Origin of the sequence: Halopseudomonas pachastrellae, from assembly GCF_900114765.1 — a bacterium.
Taxonomy (GTDB): domain Bacteria; phylum Pseudomonadota; class Gammaproteobacteria; order Pseudomonadales; family Pseudomonadaceae; genus Halopseudomonas; species Halopseudomonas pachastrellae.
On the sequence record NZ_FOUD01000001.1, the window covers coordinates 1 to 18855 of the forward strand.

Consider the following 18855-nt stretch of genomic DNA (forward strand, 5'->3'; position numbering starts at 1 on the left):
CTACGGTCGTACTCGCATCTCACGAACAGGGTCAGCTCGATTGCGCAGTGCGCTCTACCTACCTGCTGTTGTAGCGATGACCTACAACCCAGCGATCAAGGCGCAAGTCGAGCGTCTGAGGGCCAGGGGCAAAAAGGGTAAGCAGACCGTGTGCGCGGCCATGCGTAAGTTGCTGAGTATCGCCTATGGAGTACTCAAATCAGGTAAGCCCTTCGATCCCGCATTGGCCATTGCGCACTAAGTTCGAAGACGGTATCTACGCTTCTTTTTCCCGATAAATCTGCGCTACTCGCCCGCGTAAACGGGACGAAACCCGGGTGTGCACTCCACCATGCGAGCACGTTGATCGCTCCCACACGCTTCGCGTGGGAGCGCCTGACTGGACGCTCTGCGTCCGAGCACGGCTGCTGCGCTGCGCGCGTTTGCCTGTGTCCCGCAAGCGATGCTTGCTTAGATTGCTCCCCGCGCACGCAGCTCGGCAATTTGCTGTTCGCTGTATCCGAGCGTGCCAAGGATGGCATCGGTATGCTCACCCAGCGCTGGCCCGGTCCATTCGGCGCTGCCGGGGGTGTCGGAGAGCTTGGGTACGATGCCGGGCATTTTGAAGGATTTGCCATCGGGCAGGGTGGCGTTGAGGAACATCTCGCGGGCCAGGTACTGCGGGTCGGTGAACATGTCGGCGGCGGAGTAGATTTTGCTGGCCGGGACTTCGGCCCGCTCCAAAACTTTTAACACCTCGTCCTGCGGATGGCTCGCTGCCCAGCGGTCGATTAATGCGTACAGCTCGTCGCGGCGGGTGTCGCGGCCGGCGTTGTCCGCTAGCGCCGGGTCATCGGCCAGATCCTCGCGGCCAATGGCGCGCATAAAGCGCTGAAAAATGGCGTCGCCGTTGGCGCCGATCTGCACCGCTTTGCCGTCGCTGCAGGTGTGGATGGAGGAGGGGGTGATACCGGGCATGATGTTGCCGGTGCGCTCACGCACAAAGCCCATGACGTCGAACTCCGGCACCATGCTTTCCATCATCGCGAACACCGCTTCGTAGAGCGCGACGTCGACAATCTGCCCCTTGCCCTGATTGACCTCGCGGTGCCGCAGGGCCATGAGTGCGCCGATCACGCCCCAGAGCGCGGCAATGGAGTCGCCGATGGATATCCCGGTGCGCACGGGCGGGCGGTCTTCAAAGCCGGTGATATAGCGCAGCCCGCCCATGGATTCGCCTACGGCGCCAAAGCCCGGTTGATCCATCAGCGGCCCGGTTTGGCCAAAGCCGGACAGCCGCACCATTACCAGAGCCGGGTTGAGTGTGTGCAGGGTGTCCCAGTCCAGCCCCAGTTTTTCCAGTGTGCCGGGCCGGAAGTTTTCGATCAGGATGTCCGCCTCGCTGATCAGCTTCTTGAGAATGGCAATGCCGTCGGCGTCTTTCAGATTCAACGTCAGCGACTGCTTGTTGCGCGCCTGCACAAACCACCACAGCGAGGTGCCTTCGTAAAGTTTGCGCCATTTGCGCAGAGGGTCGCCGCCATTGGGTGATTCGACCTTGATTACTTCCGCACCAAACTCCGCACAAATACGAGCGGCAAAGGGGCCGGCGATCAGCGTGCCGAGTTCGATGACCTTGAGTCCGGCGAGGGGTTTGGCTGTGTCCATGGCGCTTCCGGCGGTGATGATTGGCTCGCCAGTGTAGGTCAAAGGTCTGCTGGGCGGAACGGCAGGGAGCTGATCGGTGCCTCCCTAATCCTTAATGGCATCGGCGAATTGCCCGATGGCATTCACCACGCGCTGCGCTTCCTCGCGAATCTCCAGCATGACTTCGCCTGCCCGGTTGGCGAGCTGCACACCTTGCTCTGATTTGCTGCGGCTGCCAGCCATGCCATCGACCGCGCGATGCGCCAGTTCCATATTCTGGTGTACAACCTCGTTGATCTCGACCGTCGCCTGGCTGGTGCGGGCAGCCAGATTACGTACTTCGTCGGCAACAACGGCAAAGCCGCGCCCCTGGTCCCCTGCGCGGGCTGCTTCAATTGCGGCATTGAGGGCCAGCAGGTTGGTCTGATCGGCGATGCCTCGGATCACCTGGACGATGCTGTTGATACGGTCCGATTGGGTGTTTAGCGCATTAATGTGCTCGGACACCGCGTCCAGCTCCCCAGCGATGGAACGTACAACTTCAACAGCTTGCTCGACTGTAGTTGCACCCGTACGAGCGCTTTCGTCTGTTTCTTCGGCAATCTCGAAAGCCAGTTTGGCGGCGGCCGACTCGGCCTGCCTGCGCTCTACCTGGGCGGTGATGTCGCTGGCAAACTTGACCACGCCATACAGCTTGCCCTGGCTGTCATAGAGCGGGTTGTAGGTGGCGCGTAGCCAGATGGTTTGGCCACTGCGATTGACGCGCTTGAACCTGTCGGAGAGGTATTCTCCCCGGTTAAGGCGCTCCCAGTCTTGCTGGTAACGCGGGCTGTTAGCGGTGCGTTCGTGACAGAAAATGCGGTGGTGCTTGCCTTTCACCTCATCCAGTCGATAGCCCATGGTCTGCAAAAAATTGTCGTTGGCGGTGACAATGTCGCCAGCCAGGGTGAATTCGATGACTGCCATGGAGCGATTGATGGCATTGAGCAGACTCTGGTGCTGTTGCTCTGCCTCTACCTCACGGGTGATGTCGAAGGCCAGCTTGAGCACGCGAGCCACCGCCCCGGTCGCATCGGTCACGGGTATGTAGCTGGCTTCCATCCAGATCTTGCGGCCGCTTTTGTCGATCCGCGCGAAGCGGTCCGTGAATGACTCGCCACTGCTGAGCCGTTGCCAGAATCGGCGATAGTCGGCGCCTGCGGTCACCTCTGGGGTGCAGAACAGGCTGTGATGCTGACCACGCGCCTCGTCCAGGCTGTAGCCAACAACGTTGAGAAACGCCTGGTTGGCGTCGAGAATCTCACCATCTCGGGTGAACTCGATCCATGCAAGGTTTTGCCGGATGGCGTCGAGTATGCGAGATTGGCTGGCGGCTAATTGCTGGCTGTGTCGAAGCTCTGCTTTGATGCTGGATCCGAACATGGTGGTCTCGTGCTTGCGCTGGTGGAGGCATCAAGGATGCTTTCTTATAGGTATGCATCGGCAGCTCAGGCGTCTACTTGAACCCATTTGCTGTCAGCTGGGTCAGTATTACGGTGCGGTCGCTGCTGTGGCCGTGCGTCGTTAAACCAACCGATATGGAGTGTTGCTTGGCTACCAGTTTGCTCGTTTTGCTTGATGATATTGCGTCAGTGCTTGATGACGTGTCGGTTATGACCAAGATTGCGGCGAAAAAGACCGCAGGGGTATTGGGGGACGATCTGGCGTTGAACGCCCAGCAGGTCACCGGGGTACGCGCTGAGCGCGAGCTGCCGGTGGTGTGGGCTGTCGCCAAGGGCTCGCTGCGCAACAAGCTGATTTTGGTGCCGGCGGCGCTGCTGATCAGCGCCATCGCGCCTTGGGCTATCACGCCGATACTGATGCTGGGCGGTGCCTTTCTCTGTTACGAAGGGGCCGAAAAGCTCGCGCACCGCTTTCTGCACGACGTTAAAGCCGAGCACCAGGAGACGGTAAAGGCGTTGAATGACAGCCAGATCGATATGGTTGCGCGGGAGAAGCGCAAGATCGCCGGTGCTATCCGTACGGATCTTGTACTGTCGGCGGAAATTATTGCGATCACCCTGGGTACCGTCGCCGAGGCAGAGTTTCTCACCCGGGTGCTGGTGGTCAGCGGTATTGCGCTGGTGATGACCCTCGGTGTCTATGGGCTGGTGGCCGGCATCGTCAAACTGGACGACGGCGGACTGGCGCTGACTCGACGTACAAGCGCCGCTGCTCAGGCTGCCGGGCGTGCCATTCTGGCAGGCGCACCCTTGTTGATGAAAACCCTCTCGGTGGTTGGCACTGCAGCCATGTTCATGGTGGGTGGCGGTATTCTCAGCCACGGCCTGGCGGTGGTGCATCACTGGATCGAGGCCAGTGCAGCTCAGGTCGATACCTGGCCCTGGGTGGGGACGGTGCTGGGCGGCCTGACGCCAACCCTGCTGAATGCGCTGTTCGGCATTGTCGCCGGCGCGGTGATTCTGGGCGTGATTACCCTGATTGGTCGTTTGCGCTCACGGGCCTGACGGTCAATCGTCGCTCAGTGCTTGGTCGACTGCAGCAACTGCGCCTGCGTGTGCAGGTCATCACCCAGCCGATACTGGTTGTTGCCGCTGCGCTTGGCGGCGTACATCGCCAGGTCGGCGGCGTGGATGAGCTTGTCCATGGTGACGGCATGGTCTGGGAACACCGCAACGCCCAGGCTCGCCCCGATATGGAACTCTCCCTCTTGCAGCAGCATCGGCGGTGTGAGGGCGGTGAATAGTTGCTCGCTGATGCGCTGAGCCTCGGCCTCCACTGCGTTGCTGCGTGGCAGCCCCTCAAAGAGCACGACAAACTCATCGCCGCCCAGTCGCGCCACCATGTCACTGTTGCGCACGGCGCTGCGCAGCCGCTTGGCTACCTCCATAAGGACGCTGTCACCGGTGGCGTGGCCGTACTGGTCGTTGATTGACTTGAAACGGTTGAGATCAATGAACACCAGCGCCAGGCGCTGGTCTTGCGTGCGGGCGCGAGGGATTGCTGCACCGAGCTGCTGTTCCAGCATCAGCCGGTTGGGCAGGCCGGTCAGCGGGTCGCGGTGGGCGAGCTTGCGCAGCTCGTTGGCCGAGCGCTTCTCGTTGGTGATATCGCGGACGATCCCCATCATTCTGACCGGCTCGCCTTGTTCGTTCTTGACCACGTTGCCGGTCTCTCTTACCCAGTGCACGCTGCCGTCGGGCCAGATGACGCGATATTCCTCGTCGTGGTTCTCGCCGGTCTCGATACAGCGCAGTTCGCCTTCAAGTACATGTTCGCGATCGTCGGGGTGAACGCTGTTGCAGAACAGGCTGTAGCTGGGTGTGATCTCGCCAGGCTTGTAACCGAACATGCCGTAAATCGCTTCGGACCAATACAGCTGGTCGGTGCCGATATGCCAGTCCCAGGTGCCGATCTGCGCAAAGTACTGGCTGCGCTTGAAGCGCTCCATAGCCTCGGTGCTGGATTGCAGGTCGGTCTCCGGGTGCAGCAGGATGACCGTTTGACCGTTGATATCGGACAGGCGGGTGAGATCCTGCTGGCGCGGCCCATCCTCGGCAGCTAGAACCAACTCAATGCGTTCCATCGGGGCGGGCAGGCTGCGCAGGGACGGTAGCCAGTGGGCGAGTGGCAGGTGGCCGGGCAGATGCTGGCGGGGCTGGCCAAGCAGGCGGGCAGCAGCCGGGTTGTGCCAGACGATGCGCTGCTGGCGGTCAAGCAGCAGCAGACCGTTTGGGGATAGTTTTAGTAGTGCCTTGAAGGTGGCTGCCTGTCGCCTGCTGCGCCATACAGCGCCGCAGGCGAGCGACAGCGCTATCAGGAGTATGGCGGTAAGCAAGAGGGTCATTGGATCATCGTACGAGAACGCTTTATCGCAGTATAGCGCGCCTGAGGTGGCTAGTGGCTATCTGATGTTGCGGAATGAACCACCGGCGCGCAGGGCACTCACAAGCTAGTAAGCTTCCCCAGGAACAGGAGAGCGCCATGGCGGACATGGAACAGGTGATGCGTATCGTCAGCAGTACGCTGGCCGACGAGTTTTCCGATCTGACTGACATTGAGCAGGGCACGCGCGTCACCCTGCGGCTGTTGCTGGCGGCGCTGCTGGGTGGCGTGCTGGGCCTGGAGCGCGAGCGCCAGGGCAAGGCTGCCGGTGTGCGTACCCACATGCTGGTATGCCTTGGCGCTGCGCTGTTTGTGCTGGTGCCGGATGTGGCCGGGGCGCTGGATGACGCCATGAGTCGGGTGATTCAGGGCGTGGTTGCCGGCGTTGGCTTTCTTGGGGCGGGCACTATTCTCAAGGGCGATGCCGCCAATCAGGTCAAAGGGCTGACCACTGCCGCCGGTATCTGGCTGACGGCGGCGATTGGCGTCACCATTGGCCTGGGGCACCAGGCAACCGGGCTGCTCTGCGCGGCTCTGGCGCTGATTATTCTCCACTTGGTGCCGATGCTGTTCCGCTTTCCGCAATCCCCCTCCTGAAAACGCCGAACTGTGCGCGAGTAGACTCTTCTTTGTCAGACGCGCCCATGGCTGCTGTAGTTAAATAGCTGGTGCACGGATCGCGCCTCTCTCGTGCTGCATGGAAGCGCCCTCCTTTTATTGATCCGTCCCTCTGGTAATGCCTGTTTGCGCCGGCTGTTTTGTCGATTCCGGTGCGGCCTCAATAGCGCTCTGAAAATCATTACATGTAATTCATTGCTTTGTTACATGTGATGAACTAGTCTCGCTTCATGGAAAAGAAATCATCTGCCTACTATCAACGACTTTATCGCCAGCGCTTGCGTGAGCAGGGGTTGGTCAAGAAGGAAGTCTGGATATTGCCCGAGCATGCCTCTGCGCTCATGGCAGTAGAACGAAAGCTGCGCCAGCCGATGGCCCAGCTGGACGCAATGGAGAAGGAGATAGACATGAGCATGCAGCAGGTTTGGAGTGCCACGGCGTTGCATAAGGCCTTGGTTGGTACCGAGTTGTTTCAGGGCAAGCGCGCCAGTGTGGAGCTAATTGACGGCAGTGAAGCCAGCTTGCACGTCACCATGCACGAATACGGTGATTTGCCGCTGTTCATTGCCGTGTTTGGCGAGCAGATCATCGTTGAAGCCCTGTTGTGGCCGGTGAGTGACGTGCGTGATCTGACTAAGTTCAACGAAGAGGTGCTGCGCACCCACAAGCTCTTTCCGCTGTCGAGTATCGGCCTTGAGCGCCTGGCCGACGGCACCGATTGCTACACCATGTTTGGCGCCTTGAGTTCTGGCTCGGCCCTGTCTGACGTGGTGTTCGAGATCGAGCTGCTGGCCGATAACGTGATCAAGGCCACCGAGGCCTACGAGAATCATCTGGCGATGCCAGCCTGATAAGGAGAAAGCTGATGAACGTGTGGAGCAAATTGCTGACTGCAATGCGCGGTGGTGCCCATGAGGCGGGTGAGGCGCTGGTCGATAGCCAGGCGCTGCGTATCCTCGATCAGGAAATCCGCGACGCCGATGCCGAGTTGCACCGGTCCCGCGAGGCGCTGGCCAATATCATGGCCAAACAGAAGCTGGCAGCGGAAAAGCTGAGTAAAGTTTCGGCGCGCATCGCCGAGTACGAGCAGTACGCGCTGAAGGCGCTGGAGTCCGGTAACGAGACGCTGGCGCGCGAAGTTGCCGAGAAGATCGCGGGCCTGGAAAACGAGGCAAAGCTGGAGTCCGAACAGGCCGAGGCCTACGCCACCAGCGTGGCCAATCTGCGTCAGGCGGTGCAGCAGGCCGAAGGCAATATCAAGCGCTTGAAGCAACAGGTTGATGTGGTCAAGGCGACTGAAAGCGTGCAGAAGGCGCAGCTTGCGGTATCGCAGCGTTACGGCGGGTCTCAGGCCAAGATGCACACCGCGCTGGAATCGCTGGAGCGTATCAAGCAGAAGCAGGCCGAGCGTGGCGCGCGCATGGAGGCTGCAGCCGAGCTGGCGGTTGAGGGCAGCCCCGACCAGGCGCTTGAAGAGAAACTGCGGGCGGCGGGCATTACGCCGGCCTCCGGCAGCGCAGACAGTGTGCTTGAGCGTTTGAAGCAGCGCTCCGACAGCTAGGTGCTGTGAGCGGTCAGGGAGGGGGATCGGGATGGAGCTTTTCTTTCAGACGTCGCTGACGTTTCCGGTAGTGTTGTTCAGCTTCATGCTGTGCGTGGCCATGCTGTACTGGCTGACGGTGGCGCTGGGCGCAGTGGATGTTGACGTGCTGGACACCGGTGGTGACGGCGGCATGGACGATCCGTCCAATGCCGAAGGCCTCGGCGGCCTGCTGATGAAGTTGGGGCTGCATGACGTCCCGGTCACCCTGGTGCTGACGGTGCTGGTGTTCTTTGCCTGGCTGGCCAGTTACTTCACCCAGCTGTTGTTGCTGGGGTGGCTGCCGCTGGGCTTGCTGCGTTATCCCCTCGGATTGGTGGTCATCGTGCTGGCGCTGGTGGTGGCGGTGCCTGTCACCCGGCTGGTGGTGGCGCCATTACGGCCGTTGTTTCGCAAGGCGCTGGGCTCGACCACGCGCTCGTTGCTGGGGCAGGTGGTCGTGGTGCGCTCGCCGCTGGTCAGTGATCGACTGGGCGAGGCGGTGATGGAAGACGGCGGTGCGGGGCTGATCCTGCGTGTACGCGCGGACCCGGCGCTGGGGTTCAAGCGCGGCGACCGTCTGGTCCTGCTGGAATACCTGGAGGCAGAGCACGCCTATCGGGTTATCGGTGAAGACGAATTTAACGGGAAATAGTGCGAGGCGGCACTGTTCCGGTGCTGTGTCGCGCTGCAAAGGAGTTTGAGCGTAATGAGTATGTCCATGGTAATGCCCTTCCTGATCGGGGTTGGTATTGTCTTTCTGCTGATCGTCGGTTTTTTTGTCCTTTTCAATGCGTTCTACATCAAGGTGCCCCAGGGCACGGCGTTGATCGTGAACGACATGAGCTCTACCCCCAAGGTGCACTTCACCGGGGCGCTGGTTTATCCGGTGATCTACAAGAAAGAGTTCATGAAAATCTCCCTGCTGACGCTCGAAGTGGATCGGCGCGGCAAGGACGGGCTTATCTGTCAGGACAATCTGCGTGCTGACATTACGGTCGCCTTCTACCTGCGGGTAAACGAGACCCAGCAGGACGTACTCAAGGTGGCCAAGGCGATCGGGGTGGATCGCGCCTCTGATCGCACTGCGGTCAATGAGTTGTTCAACGCCAAATTCTCAGAGGCGCTGAAAACGGTCGGTAAAAAATTCGAGTTTGTCAGCCTGTTTGAAGAGCGCCAGAACTTCCGTGACCGCATCATCGAGGTCATCGGCAACGACCTCAACGGCTATGTGCTTGAAGACGTTGCGATTGACTACCTTGAGCAAACACCACGCACCTCGCTCGACCCCACCAACATTCTTGATTCCCAGGGTATTCGCAAGATTACCGAGCTGACCGCGACCCAGAACGTGATCACCAACGAGCTGGAGCGTAACGAAGAGCTCGCGATCATGAAGAAGAACGTCGAGACCCGCGAAGCGACGCTGGCACTGGAGCGCCAACAGGCGGATGCCGAGGCGCGCCAGGAGCGTGAAATCGAAACTATCCGGGCGCGTGAACAGGCCGAAACCGTCAAGGTGCAGGAAGAGGAGCGCCTCAAGGCCGAACAGGCGCGTATTCAGACTCAGCAGGATCTGGACATTCGCAGCGAGAACCACCACCGCGAAGTCGAGGTGGCTCAGCAGAATCGTCAGCGCGCTGTGGTGATTGAGGTCGAGAAGGTCACCCGGGCGCGTGATCTGGAAGTGGTTGCCCGTGAGCGTGAAGTCGAGCTGCAGCGCATCGAGAAAGAGAAGGCGCTGGAGGAAGAGCGCAAGAATATTGCCGGCGTGATTCGTGAGCGTGTTGCGGTCGAGAAAACCGTGGCGCAGGAAGAAGAGCGCATCAAGGAAGTACGCGAAGTCGCCGAGGCCGATCGCCAGAAGCAGGTTCAGGTGCTCAATGCACAGGCTGAGGCCGAACAGGAACTGGTAAGGCAGGTCAAGCAGGCCGAGGCCGATGAAACCAAGTCTCGCCACAAGGCGGTCGAGATGAACAATCTGGCCCAGGCCGAGCTGGAAGCGGCTGCCAAGCAGTCCGAGGCGGCCAAGAAGCGCGCCGAAGGTACGCAGGCAGAAGCTGCGGCCAATGGTCTGGCTGCGGCCCGTGTGCGCGAAGTTACCGCTGCAGCCAAAGAGAAGGAAGGTCTGGCCGAGGCGCGTATTCAGTCCGAGCAATTGATTGCTCAGGCCAAGGGCGAGCAGGAGCAGGGGCTGGCGCAGGCGCGGGTGATCGAGGCGCAGGCGGCTGCCAAGGAGAAAGAAGGCCTGGCAGAAGCCAAGGTGCTGGAAGAAAAACTCACCGCCCAAGCGCGCGGCGAAGAGCAGCTTGGTGTGGCCAAGGCGCGTGCTGCCAAGGATCAGGGACTGGTCGAGGCCGAAGTATTGCTGGAGCGTCTCAACGCCGAAGCCGAAGGTCTGGGCAAAAAGTTCTCCGCACTCGATGCACTCAGCGCCGATGCTCGTCAGCACGAAGAATTCCGCATGCAGCTTGAGAAGAGCTTCGAAGAAGCCATGGCCGCCATCGCCGCCAACAAGGACATTGCGCGGGATCAGGCAGAGGTGCTGTCGACAGCACTCGGCAAGGCCAATATCGAGATCGTGGGCGGGGAGGGTGACTTCTTCAACTCCTTTGCCAAGTCGCTGTCGGTTGGCAAGGCCATTGAAGGTGTGGTCGGCAAGAGCCCGGTGGTGCAGGACGTGCTGCAACGGCTGCTGGCCGGCCGCGGCAACAGCGATATGCCGAACGTGGCCAACAAGGGCAGCGCAGACGCCTGATACACCTTACCGCTTGACGCCCCGGCACGGCCGGGGCGTTGCATTGCTAAGCCAATTCGGGAATGACGAGGATGTCAGAGTCAGCAGGCGAAGATCAGGCACAGGGCCTGGTTGATCGGGCTGTAGCTGAAGGTGGTGCCTACGAGGTACTGCACAAGCGGCTGCTGGAGCAGGGCCGGCAACTGGCCGGTCTGGCCGAGGCGCTGAATGCCCAGCGGCAGCAGGAATTCGGCAGTCAGCCGATCGAGGTGATTGGTCGCACGCGCGTGCGCACCGAGAACAACTGCATCGCACGCGATATCGCCCAGGTCGGCGGGCTGATGCTGTTCGGCTACAACGTGTTTATCGGGCTCAAGCAGGAAACCCGAGTACAGGACGTTTTCTCCCTTTATCGGCTAGTGCAGCAGGATGGCGAATACGACGCCCAGCCTGTTGATCCGGCTGGCAGCTTTCTGGCCGAGGCCAGCTTCGTCAACGACTTTGACGAGCTTTATCGTTACTACAAGAACACGCGGCTGCTGCAACTGAGCGTGCGCGAAGGCAAGCTGCTCGCGGCCTTTCAGATTGGCGAGCGGATCAGCGATGTGCGGGTCTTCCGCTGGTCGGTGTCCGCTGACGGCAGTCAGGTGCGCTACATCGATAATCGCGGTGAGCGCGATATCCAGTTGCCGCGGCCCTTTGATTTCGAGTGGACTGCTGCCGGCCGTGACGCTGTGGTGCAGGGCCGGCACTCGCATTTCAATATTCTCGATACCCTGTTTGTCGATACCCTGGGTGGTGATCTGACCGTTAAGGTGGAGAACAACACCGAGGACGGCCTGGGTATCTACCGCGAGCCGGTCGCCGACAAGACCCAGTCGCTTAATGATGTACAGATTGAGTACGCCCACCTGGGCTCGCTGATTCTGCTGAAGGTGCTGCCGTACCGCGAGGAGCAGTGGCGGTATCTGGTATTCAATACCCTGACGCGCAAGGTGCAGCGCATCGATGCGATTGGACAGGCCTGCGTGCAGTTGCCGGAAGATCACGGCATCATTTTCCCTGGCGGCTGCTATCTGCAAAGTGGCGAGTACCGCACCTTTGATCAGCCCATGGACGGCATGCGCTTCAAGCGCTCTGTCCGCTCGCCCAACGGCGAGGATGTGCAGTACGTTTTCTATCACCCGGAGCAGGGCCGTTCGGCGCTATTTACCTACAACCTGATCAGTCGTGAATTGCAGAGCCCGCAATTTGGCCACGGGCATGCGCGGCTGGCTGATGGGCGCATGGTGATCTTTTCTGCCGAAGGCGATGAGCCGACGCGCATTCACCCGATGCAGGTCTGGCAGACGCCTTTTTATACCGACGAGCACGCCGCCGCTCAGCCGCTACGCGGCGGTTTCTTTGGACGCATAGGTAACGCCGAGCTGGTGCGCGGTGTTTCTGACCTGCTGAACCTGGCGCGTGAGATCGACAGCAATGAGGTCTCATTGCAGCGTTACGCGCTGTTGTGCCAGGAAACCCAACGCCTGTTCGATGCCTATTATTGGCTCAGTGATGAGGCCTGTGGCGGCGTTGCTCCTTTGCTGCGGCAGATATCCTCCAGCGCGGCCATGGTGCTGGACGAGTTTGAGAAGGTCGAGAGCATTCGGCAGCAATCAGCACGGGCCATGACGGAGGCGCAGACGCGTCAGCAGGAGCTGATGTCAGGCCTGTCGGTGCAAGAGTTTACTGATGTTCAGGCTTACGTTGATGCCCTGGGGGCGCTCAACGCCCAACGCGGCAAGCTGCTTACCATTCGCGAGTACCGCCACATCAATGTCGAGCAGATCGACGAGATGGAAGCGCAGCTGCTGGCCGAGCACGAGCGGCTGGCAGCTGAGGTGTCCAGTTTTCTCGCCGGCGAGCAGGCGCTGGCGCCCTATCACCATCAGCTGCAGGAGCTGGATGCGAGCGCCGAGCAGGCTGAAACGGTCACCCAGCTGGCTGAACCGCTGGAGCAACTGACCGCGATGGCGGCGGGGCTGGACATGCTGTCCGAGCTGATGGCGTCGCTGCGCATTGATGACGCTACCCAGCGCACCCGCGTGGTTGAGGCCATCTCCGAGCTGTATGCCAAGCTCAACCAGTCTAAGGCGCGGGCCGAGTTGCGGCGCAAGTCGCTGGGCTCGGCCGAGCAGGTCGCGCAATTCGGCGCCCAGTTCAAGCTGTTCAGCCAGGCCATTACCAACGCATTGGCGCTGGCGCAGGATCCGGAGAGCTGCGATGAGCAGCTGTCGCGCCTGCTGGTGCAGCTCGAAGAGCTGGAAAGCCAGTTTGGCGGGCACGAGGCGTTTCTCAGTGACATCCTCGATAAGCGCGAAGAGTTGCTTGAGACCTTTGAAGCCCATCGCCAGCGCTTGCTGGATGAGCGCCAGCGCCGTGCCCAGGGGCTGCAGGACGCGGCGGTACGCATCATCGACAGCTTGCCACGGCGCACCGGTCGGCTGACCGAGCCGGATTTGCTGAACGCCTTTTTTGCCACCGACCCGCTGATTCTCAAGCTGCGTGAACTGATCGAACGGCTGCGCGCGCTGCACGACAACGTCAAGGCTGATGACATTGAGGCGCGGCTCAAGGGCGCGCGGGATCAGGCAGTGCGTGGTCTGCGCGACAAGCGTGAACTGTTCGAAGGTGGCGGCAATGTCATCCGGTTGGGGCCGCGTCACCGCTTCAGCGTCAATGCCCAGGAACTCGACCTGACCCTGCTGCCCCGTGGTGACTCGCTGAGCTTGCACCTGACGGGCACCGACTATTTTGAACCCTTGGTCAACGACGAGCTGGACGCCCTGCGTGACTACTGGGATGGCGGCCTGCTGTCCGAGTCGCCGCAGCTCTATCGCGCCGAGTACCTCGCCGGTGAGGTTATCGCGCTGGCCCAGCGGGCAGAGGCGGGCTTGAGCATGGAGCTGCTGCATCAGCAGTTGCTTGAGCCGGAGCAACTGGTGCGCACGCTGCGCGAGATCGCGACGCCGCGCTATCGCGAGGGTTACGAGAAGGGTATTCACGATCACGACGCGGCGCTGATTCTGGCGCAGCTGTTGCCACTGCTCGCCAGTGCCGGCCTGCTACGGTTTGATCCGCAGGCACGGGCGCTGGCAATGCTGTTCTGGGGGCAGAGTGCCGATACGCAGGCGGTGTCCGGTTGGGCTGAACGGGCTGCCGCCGTGTTGCAGATTCAGCAGCTGTTCGGGCGTGCCGATGCGCTGCTGCAACTGCAGGGTGAGGTGCAGTCCCGTCTTGTTGATTGGCTGCAAGAGCGATTGATCGAGGCCGACAGCAGGACGCTGGAAGCCGCAGCGGCCTGGTTGGTCGAGTGGCTGGCCGAGCCGCAGCCGGTCTGGCAGGTCAGCCGTTATGCCCAGCAACTGTGTGTCGGGCTGCAGGAGCATCTGGCGCCACTCGGTCTGTGGGACAGCTGCATGCAGTCGGTTGAGCGGCTTGCCGGGGCGCCGGGGCAGCAGTGGCAATTCTTGCAGCACTGGTTTAGCGGTCTGTGCGAGCAGGAGGCCTTTGCTCCGCTGCGTCGATACGTGCCCGAGGCGGTTGCCTTGTGTCTGCTGCAGCCGCAGGTTCCGGTGACCGTTGTCGAGGTTGATCTGCGCTTTGCGGTGTCCGGCCTGCTGGGGCAGCACCCACGCGTGCAGGACGGCGCGCTGACGCTGGCGGTGGACGAGTTCTTCAGCCGCTTGCGTCAGCACCGGCAGGATTTTCAGCCGGGGCTGGAGCGCTATCAGCAGTTGCGCCAGCAGTTGCTCGATGAGCAGCGCAAGACGTTGCGTCTGGCTGAGTTCAAGCCGCGCCCGCTCACCTCCTTTGTGCGTAACCGCCTGATCAACGATGTGTATCTGGGCGTTATCGGCGACAACCTGGCCAAGCAGATGGGTACCGTGGGTGAGGGGCGGCGTTCGGACCTGAACGGTCTGCTGATGCTGATTTCCCCGCCCGGTTACGGCAAAACCACCCTGATGGAATATGTGGCGCACGCGCTGGGCCTGGTGTTCATGAAGATCAACGGGCCGGCGCTGGGGCACGAGGTGCGCTCGCTGGATCCGGCGCAGGCACCGGATGCGACCGCGGCGCAGGAGCTGGTCAAGCTCAATCTGGCGCTGGAGATGGGCAACAATGTCATGCTGTATGTCGATGACATCCAGCACACCCATCCGGAGTTTCTGCAGAAATTCATCTCGCTGTGCGACGGCACCCGCCGCATTGAAGGCGTCTGGAAGGGGCGCACGCGCACTTATGACATGCGCGGTCGCAAGTTTGCCGTTGTCATGGCCGGTAACCCCTACACCGAGTCCGGTGAGGTGTTCCGCATTCCGGACATGCTGGCCAACCGTGCCGACATTTATAACCTCGGCGACACCTTGGCGGGCATGAACGATGTGTTCGCGCTGAGCTACATCGAAAACAGTCTGACTTCAAACGCTGTGCTTGCGCCCCTGGCTGGTCGCGACCTGAATGATCTGTACCGGTTGGTGGCCAAGGCCGAAGGCAAGCCATTCTCTGCCAATGAACTGAGTTACGACTACAGCGCGGCCGAGATCAACGACATGGTTGCCACCCTGCAGCGCATGATGCAGTTGCGTGACGTGGTGCTGCGGGTCAACCAGCAGTACATCGCCAGCGCCGCGCAGGATGATCGCTATCGCACCGAGCCGCCGTTCAAGTTGCAGGGCAGTTATCGCAACATGAACAAGCTGGCGGAGAAGGTGTCGGCCGTCATGAACGAGCAGGAGTTGCAGCAACTGGTCGATGATCACTACCAGGGCGAGTCGCAGCTGCTGACCACCGGAGCCGAGGAAAACCTGCTCAAGCTGGCCGAGTTGCGCGGCACGCTGAATGCAGAACGTGCCCAGCGCTGGGAGCAGATTAAGGCGGACTTTCTACGCAATCGCGCCATGGGCGGTGATGACGCGGATGTGGGCAAGCGCGTGGTCGGTCAGCTCAACGATCTGGTGCAGAGCGTGCGCGCCTTGGCCGGTTCTGGCCAGCCGGAGGTGGCTGTGCCCTGGGATGAGCTGCTCGCCGCGTTGCAGTCACTGCACAAGCTGAGCCCCAAGGTGCGTGTCGTGATGCCGCCCCAGCAGTTGATTCAACAGATGCTCGACGGGCTGTCGGACAGCATGCGCGCAACCGTAACGCCGCTGGCCGATGTAATGGACCGTCAGGTCGTGGCCGGGCGGGAAGCACAGACCCGGCTGCTCGACATTGTGCGGCAACTGAAGGTCGTGACCCTAGATGACCAGGATGACAGCAAGCCATGATGGACTTTCAACAACTTGACCAGGTGCTGCGCGACAGCGTGGCCGATTTGCGTCTGAGCAACGACGAGCGGGTTGAGCTGCGTGAGCTGGGTGGTGGGCTTGAGCCTGACCGCATCCGCTTTTTGCGAAATCGCGCCTTTGCACTGGTGCGTGAGCTTGCGGCAGAGCCGGAGAACGTCATGCCGGCGCTGAAATGGCTTGAGCAGGTGGTGAAGACGCTGGATGCCTCGCAGGTCAACGATGTGCAGGTGGCCAGCGCCCACTTCAGCCCGGGCGAGAGCTGCCGGCGACGGATTCTGGACTTGTGCAATCAGGTGCGTGACAGCCTGAGTATCTGTGTCTTTACCATTTCCGATGACCGTCTCAGCCGCGCGGTGCTGGCCTGCCATCAGCGCGGGGTCAAGGTGCGGATCATCAGCGACCATGAGAAGCAGCACGACATGGGCAGCGATATCGCCATGCTGCGTGATGAGGGCATTCCCCTGCGGGTCGATCCCGGTCCGTATCATATGCACCACAAGTTCGCCCTGTTTGATGATCGGGTTCTGCTTAACGGCAGCTTCAATTGGACGCGCAGCGCCAGTGATTACAATCAGGAGAATCTGTTGGTGATCGACCATGCGCCGCTGGTTGCCGACTACGTACGCGAGTTCGAAGACCTCTGGCAGCGTTTCGCGGTGTGACCGGTTCTGCGTCGATGCGGTGGATGCGTTACACTGCCGCCCGGCTTCCCACAGGACTTTTCTCATGGCACTGCAGGCAACTCCCTATAAGGTTCAGCTGAACATTACCGATACCGATCTGGGTGTGTATGAGACGGTACGCATGACCGTTGCCCGCCATCCGTCGGAGACCGAGGAGCGGCTGGCGGTACGCTTGCTGGCCTATGCGCTGTGGTATCAGGAGCGCCTGGCATTTGGCCGCGGGCTCTCGGATGTCGATGAGCCTGCGTTGTGGCTCAAGACCCTGGATGACCGCGTCGAGCACTGGATCGAGGTCGGTCAGCCGGATGCCGAGCGTATGACTTGGTGCTCGCGTCGCGCCCAGAAAGTGTCCGTGCTGGTGTACGGCAGTACCCGGGTCTGGCAGAACAAGCAACTGTCAGCAGCCGCAACTCTGAGCAACCTGAATGTGGCGGCGCTTGCTGAAGAGCCGTTGCAGGCGCTCGCGACTGATCTGCCGCGCAGCATCGATTGGGGCGTGATGATCAGCGACGGCGTGCTTTATGTCAGTGACGGTGATCAGCAGCACGAGCTGACCCTGGAGTGGCTGCAGGGGCAGCGCTGATGCGCATCGAAACCCGCCCGTTGCCTGAGGTGTTGCCGGCGCTCGGGGAGCTGCCGCCACTGCTCAGTCGGCTTTACGCCGCCCGTGGTGTGCTCAGTGAGGCCGAGCTGGATCGCCGCTTGCAGGCATTGCTGCCCTACATTGGGCTGCGCGGCATTGCGCAGGCGGTTGCGGTGCTGGAATCAGCGCTGCGCGAGCGGCGCTCGATACTGATCGTGGGCGACTTTGATGCCGATGGCGCCACCGCCAGCAGCGTTGCCGTGCTGGCCCTGCGACAGCTGGGGGCGGCGCAGGTGGATTACCTGGTACCCAACCGTTTTGAGTACGGCTACGGGCTGACGCCAGAGATTGTCGAGGTAGCGCTGACCCGTCGCCCGGACGTGCTGGTGACCGTGGATAACGGCATCTCCAGTATTGAAGGCGTAGCGGCGGCCAGGGCTGCCGGCCTGCAGGTGGTGGTTACCGACCACCATTTGCCGGGTGCGCAACTCCCCGAGGCCAACGCCATCGTCAACCCCAGCCAGCCGGGCTGCGATTTTCCAAGCAAGGCGATGGCGGGCGTGGGGGTCATTTTCTACGTCATGCTGGCGCTGCGAGCAGCGCTGCGTGAGAGCGGCTGGTTTGCCGAAACCGGCCGGGCCGAACCCAATTTGGCCGAGTTGCTGGATCTGGTGGCGTTGGGCACCGTGGCCGACGTGGTGCCGCTGGATGCCAACAATCGCATTATGGTGCACCAGGGGCTGGCGCGTATTCGGGCAGGCCGCTGCCGTCCCGGTATTCGTGCGCTGCTTGAGGTTGCCGGCAGACCGCGCGAGCGTCTGGTGTCAACCGATCTGGGCTTTATTGTTGGTCCGCGTCTGAACGCGGCGGGGCGCCTGGACGATATCAGCCTGGGTATCGAGTGCCTGTTGACCGAGGACGAGGGGCTGGCGCTGGATATGGCGCGTGAGCTGGATGGCCTGAATCGCGACCGCAAGGCCATCGAGCGCGATATGCAGCAGCAGGCGCTGAAAACCCTGGAGGCCATGCAGCTCGACGAGCAGGACCTGCCCTTTGGTCTGTGCCTGTTCGATGCCGAGTGGCACCAGGGCGTTATCGGCATTCTCGCTTCGCGCCTGAAGGATCGCTTTCACCGCCCGGTGATTGCCTTTGCCGATGCCGGAGAGGGCATGATAAAGGGCTCGGCCCGCTCGATACCGGGCCTGCATATCCGGGACGCGCTGGACGCCGTTGCGGCCCAGCACCCGGAGCTGATCAGCAAGTTCGGCGGCCACGCCATGGCGGCGGGCATGTCTCTGCGCGAGACGGATTTTCCGGCCTTTGCCGCGGCTTTCGATGCCGAGGTGCGGCGTCAGCTGCAACCGGCAGACCTGACCGGGCGGTTGTTGTCGGACGGGCAGCTTGAGGTTGCCGAGCTGTCCCTGGATATGGCGGCATCGCTGCGCGAAGCCGGCCCCTGGGGGCAGCACTTCCCAGAGCCGTTGTTCCATGGCGAGTTTGAGCTGGTGCAGCAACGGCTGGTGGGTGAGCGCCACCTGAAGATGCTGCTGCGCGCCGCTGGCAGCCCCGAGGTGTACGATGCCATTGCCTTCAATATCGATCCGCAGCTCTGGCCGGACCCGAGCGTGCGCCACGTGCTTTTGGCCTATACGCTGGATATCAACGAGTTCCGTGGCCGCCGCAGTCTGCAGCTGATGGTACGGCACCTGGAGCGCGGTTGAGCGCCTGAGGCTCCCCCTGCCGGCTAGCCCAGTACCAGGCCGAGCGCCATCAAACCGCAATGCGGCCGTTGTACAACTCAGGGGCACTTCGTT

Annotated in this window: 14 protein-coding genes; 11 read left to right on the forward strand and 3 right to left on the reverse strand. The window is 61.5% G+C overall.

The genetic code is table 11. From position 1 onward, the window contains the following. The coding region (locus BM116_RS00005; protein WP_139222346.1) for a transposase at nt 1-241 on the forward strand (241 nt) is incomplete at its 5' end. Between the two features lie 209 nt (nt 242-450). Here the strand turns inward: BM116_RS00005 and BM116_RS00010 are convergent. Both BM116_RS00010 and BM116_RS19280 read right to left on the reverse strand, forming a co-directional pair. Then, a complete protein-coding gene (locus BM116_RS00010) occupies nt 451-1647 on the reverse strand; it encodes a CaiB/BaiF CoA transferase family protein (protein ID WP_083727358.1) in 1197 nt (398 codons plus the stop codon). Between the two features lie 84 nt (nt 1648-1731). Next, nucleotides 1732-3048, reverse strand: coding sequence for a methyl-accepting chemotaxis protein (locus BM116_RS19280; RefSeq protein WP_083727356.1), 1317 nt, complete (start codon nt 3046-3048; stop codon nt 1732-1734). Between the two features lie 167 nt (nt 3049-3215). Here BM116_RS19280 and BM116_RS00020 point away from each other — a divergent pair, with 167 nt between their 5' ends. Beyond that, nucleotides 3216-4133, forward strand: a complete 918-nt coding sequence (locus BM116_RS00020; RefSeq protein WP_083727354.1) for a DUF808 domain-containing protein — start codon at nt 3216-3218, stop codon at nt 4131-4133. A 14-nt stretch (nt 4134-4147) separates the two neighbouring features. On the opposite strand, the gene BM116_RS00025 is transcribed toward BM116_RS00020, so the two are convergent. Next, complete coding sequence (locus BM116_RS00025) at nt 4148-5473, reverse strand: diguanylate cyclase domain-containing protein (RefSeq protein ID WP_083727352.1); 1326 nt, start codon at nt 5471-5473, stop codon at nt 4148-4150. Nucleotides 5474-5619: 146 nt separating this feature from the next. Between BM116_RS00025 and BM116_RS00030 the strand changes: the two genes are divergently transcribed. The 9 genes from BM116_RS00030 (at nt 5620) to recJ (ending at nt 18762) form a co-directional block, all read left to right on the forward strand. Beyond that, a complete protein-coding gene (locus BM116_RS00030; protein WP_083727366.1) occupies nt 5620-6108 on the forward strand; it encodes an MgtC/SapB family protein in 489 nt (162 codons plus the stop codon). A 251-nt stretch (nt 6109-6359) separates the two neighbouring features. After that, complete coding sequence (gene bacA / locus BM116_RS00035) at nt 6360-6980, forward strand: biofilm formation regulator BacA (protein WP_083727350.1); 621 nt, start codon at nt 6360-6362, stop codon at nt 6978-6980. 14 nt (nt 6981-6994) lie between these two features. Continuing rightward, the gene (locus BM116_RS00040) at nt 6995-7690 is read left to right on the forward strand and encodes a PspA/IM30 family protein (RefSeq protein ID WP_083727348.1); all 696 of its coding nucleotides are present in this window, start codon (nt 6995-6997) and stop codon (nt 7688-7690) included. Nucleotides 7691-7721: 31 nt separating this feature from the next. Further along, a complete protein-coding gene (locus BM116_RS00045) occupies nt 7722-8363 on the forward strand; it encodes a hypothetical protein (protein WP_083727346.1) in 642 nt (213 codons plus the stop codon). 54 nt (nt 8364-8417) lie between these two features. After that, complete coding sequence (locus BM116_RS00050) at nt 8418-10466, forward strand: flotillin family protein (RefSeq protein ID WP_083727344.1); 2049 nt, start codon at nt 8418-8420, stop codon at nt 10464-10466. A gap of 71 nt (nt 10467-10537) precedes the next feature. Further along, the gene (locus BM116_RS00055) at nt 10538-15754 is read left to right on the forward strand and encodes a DNA repair ATPase (RefSeq protein ID WP_083727342.1); all 5217 of its coding nucleotides are present in this window, start codon (nt 10538-10540) and stop codon (nt 15752-15754) included. Then, the gene (locus BM116_RS00060) at nt 15754-16437 is read left to right on the forward strand and encodes a phospholipase D-like domain-containing protein (protein WP_083727340.1); all 684 of its coding nucleotides are present in this window, start codon (nt 15754-15756) and stop codon (nt 16435-16437) included. Before BM116_RS00055 ends, BM116_RS00060 begins: the two co-directional genes overlap by 1 nt. Nucleotides 16438-16501: 64 nt before the next feature. Continuing rightward, nucleotides 16502-17041, forward strand: coding sequence for a YaeQ family protein (locus BM116_RS00065; protein ID WP_083727338.1), 540 nt, complete (start codon nt 16502-16504; stop codon nt 17039-17041). Next, on the forward strand, nt 17041-18762 hold the full coding sequence (gene recJ / locus BM116_RS00070; protein WP_083727336.1) for a single-stranded-DNA-specific exonuclease RecJ: 1722 nt from the start codon (nt 17041-17043) through the stop codon (nt 18760-18762). The genes BM116_RS00065 and recJ overlap by 1 nt, the downstream gene beginning before the upstream one ends. The last annotated feature ends 93 nt before the right edge of the window (nt 18763-18855 follow it).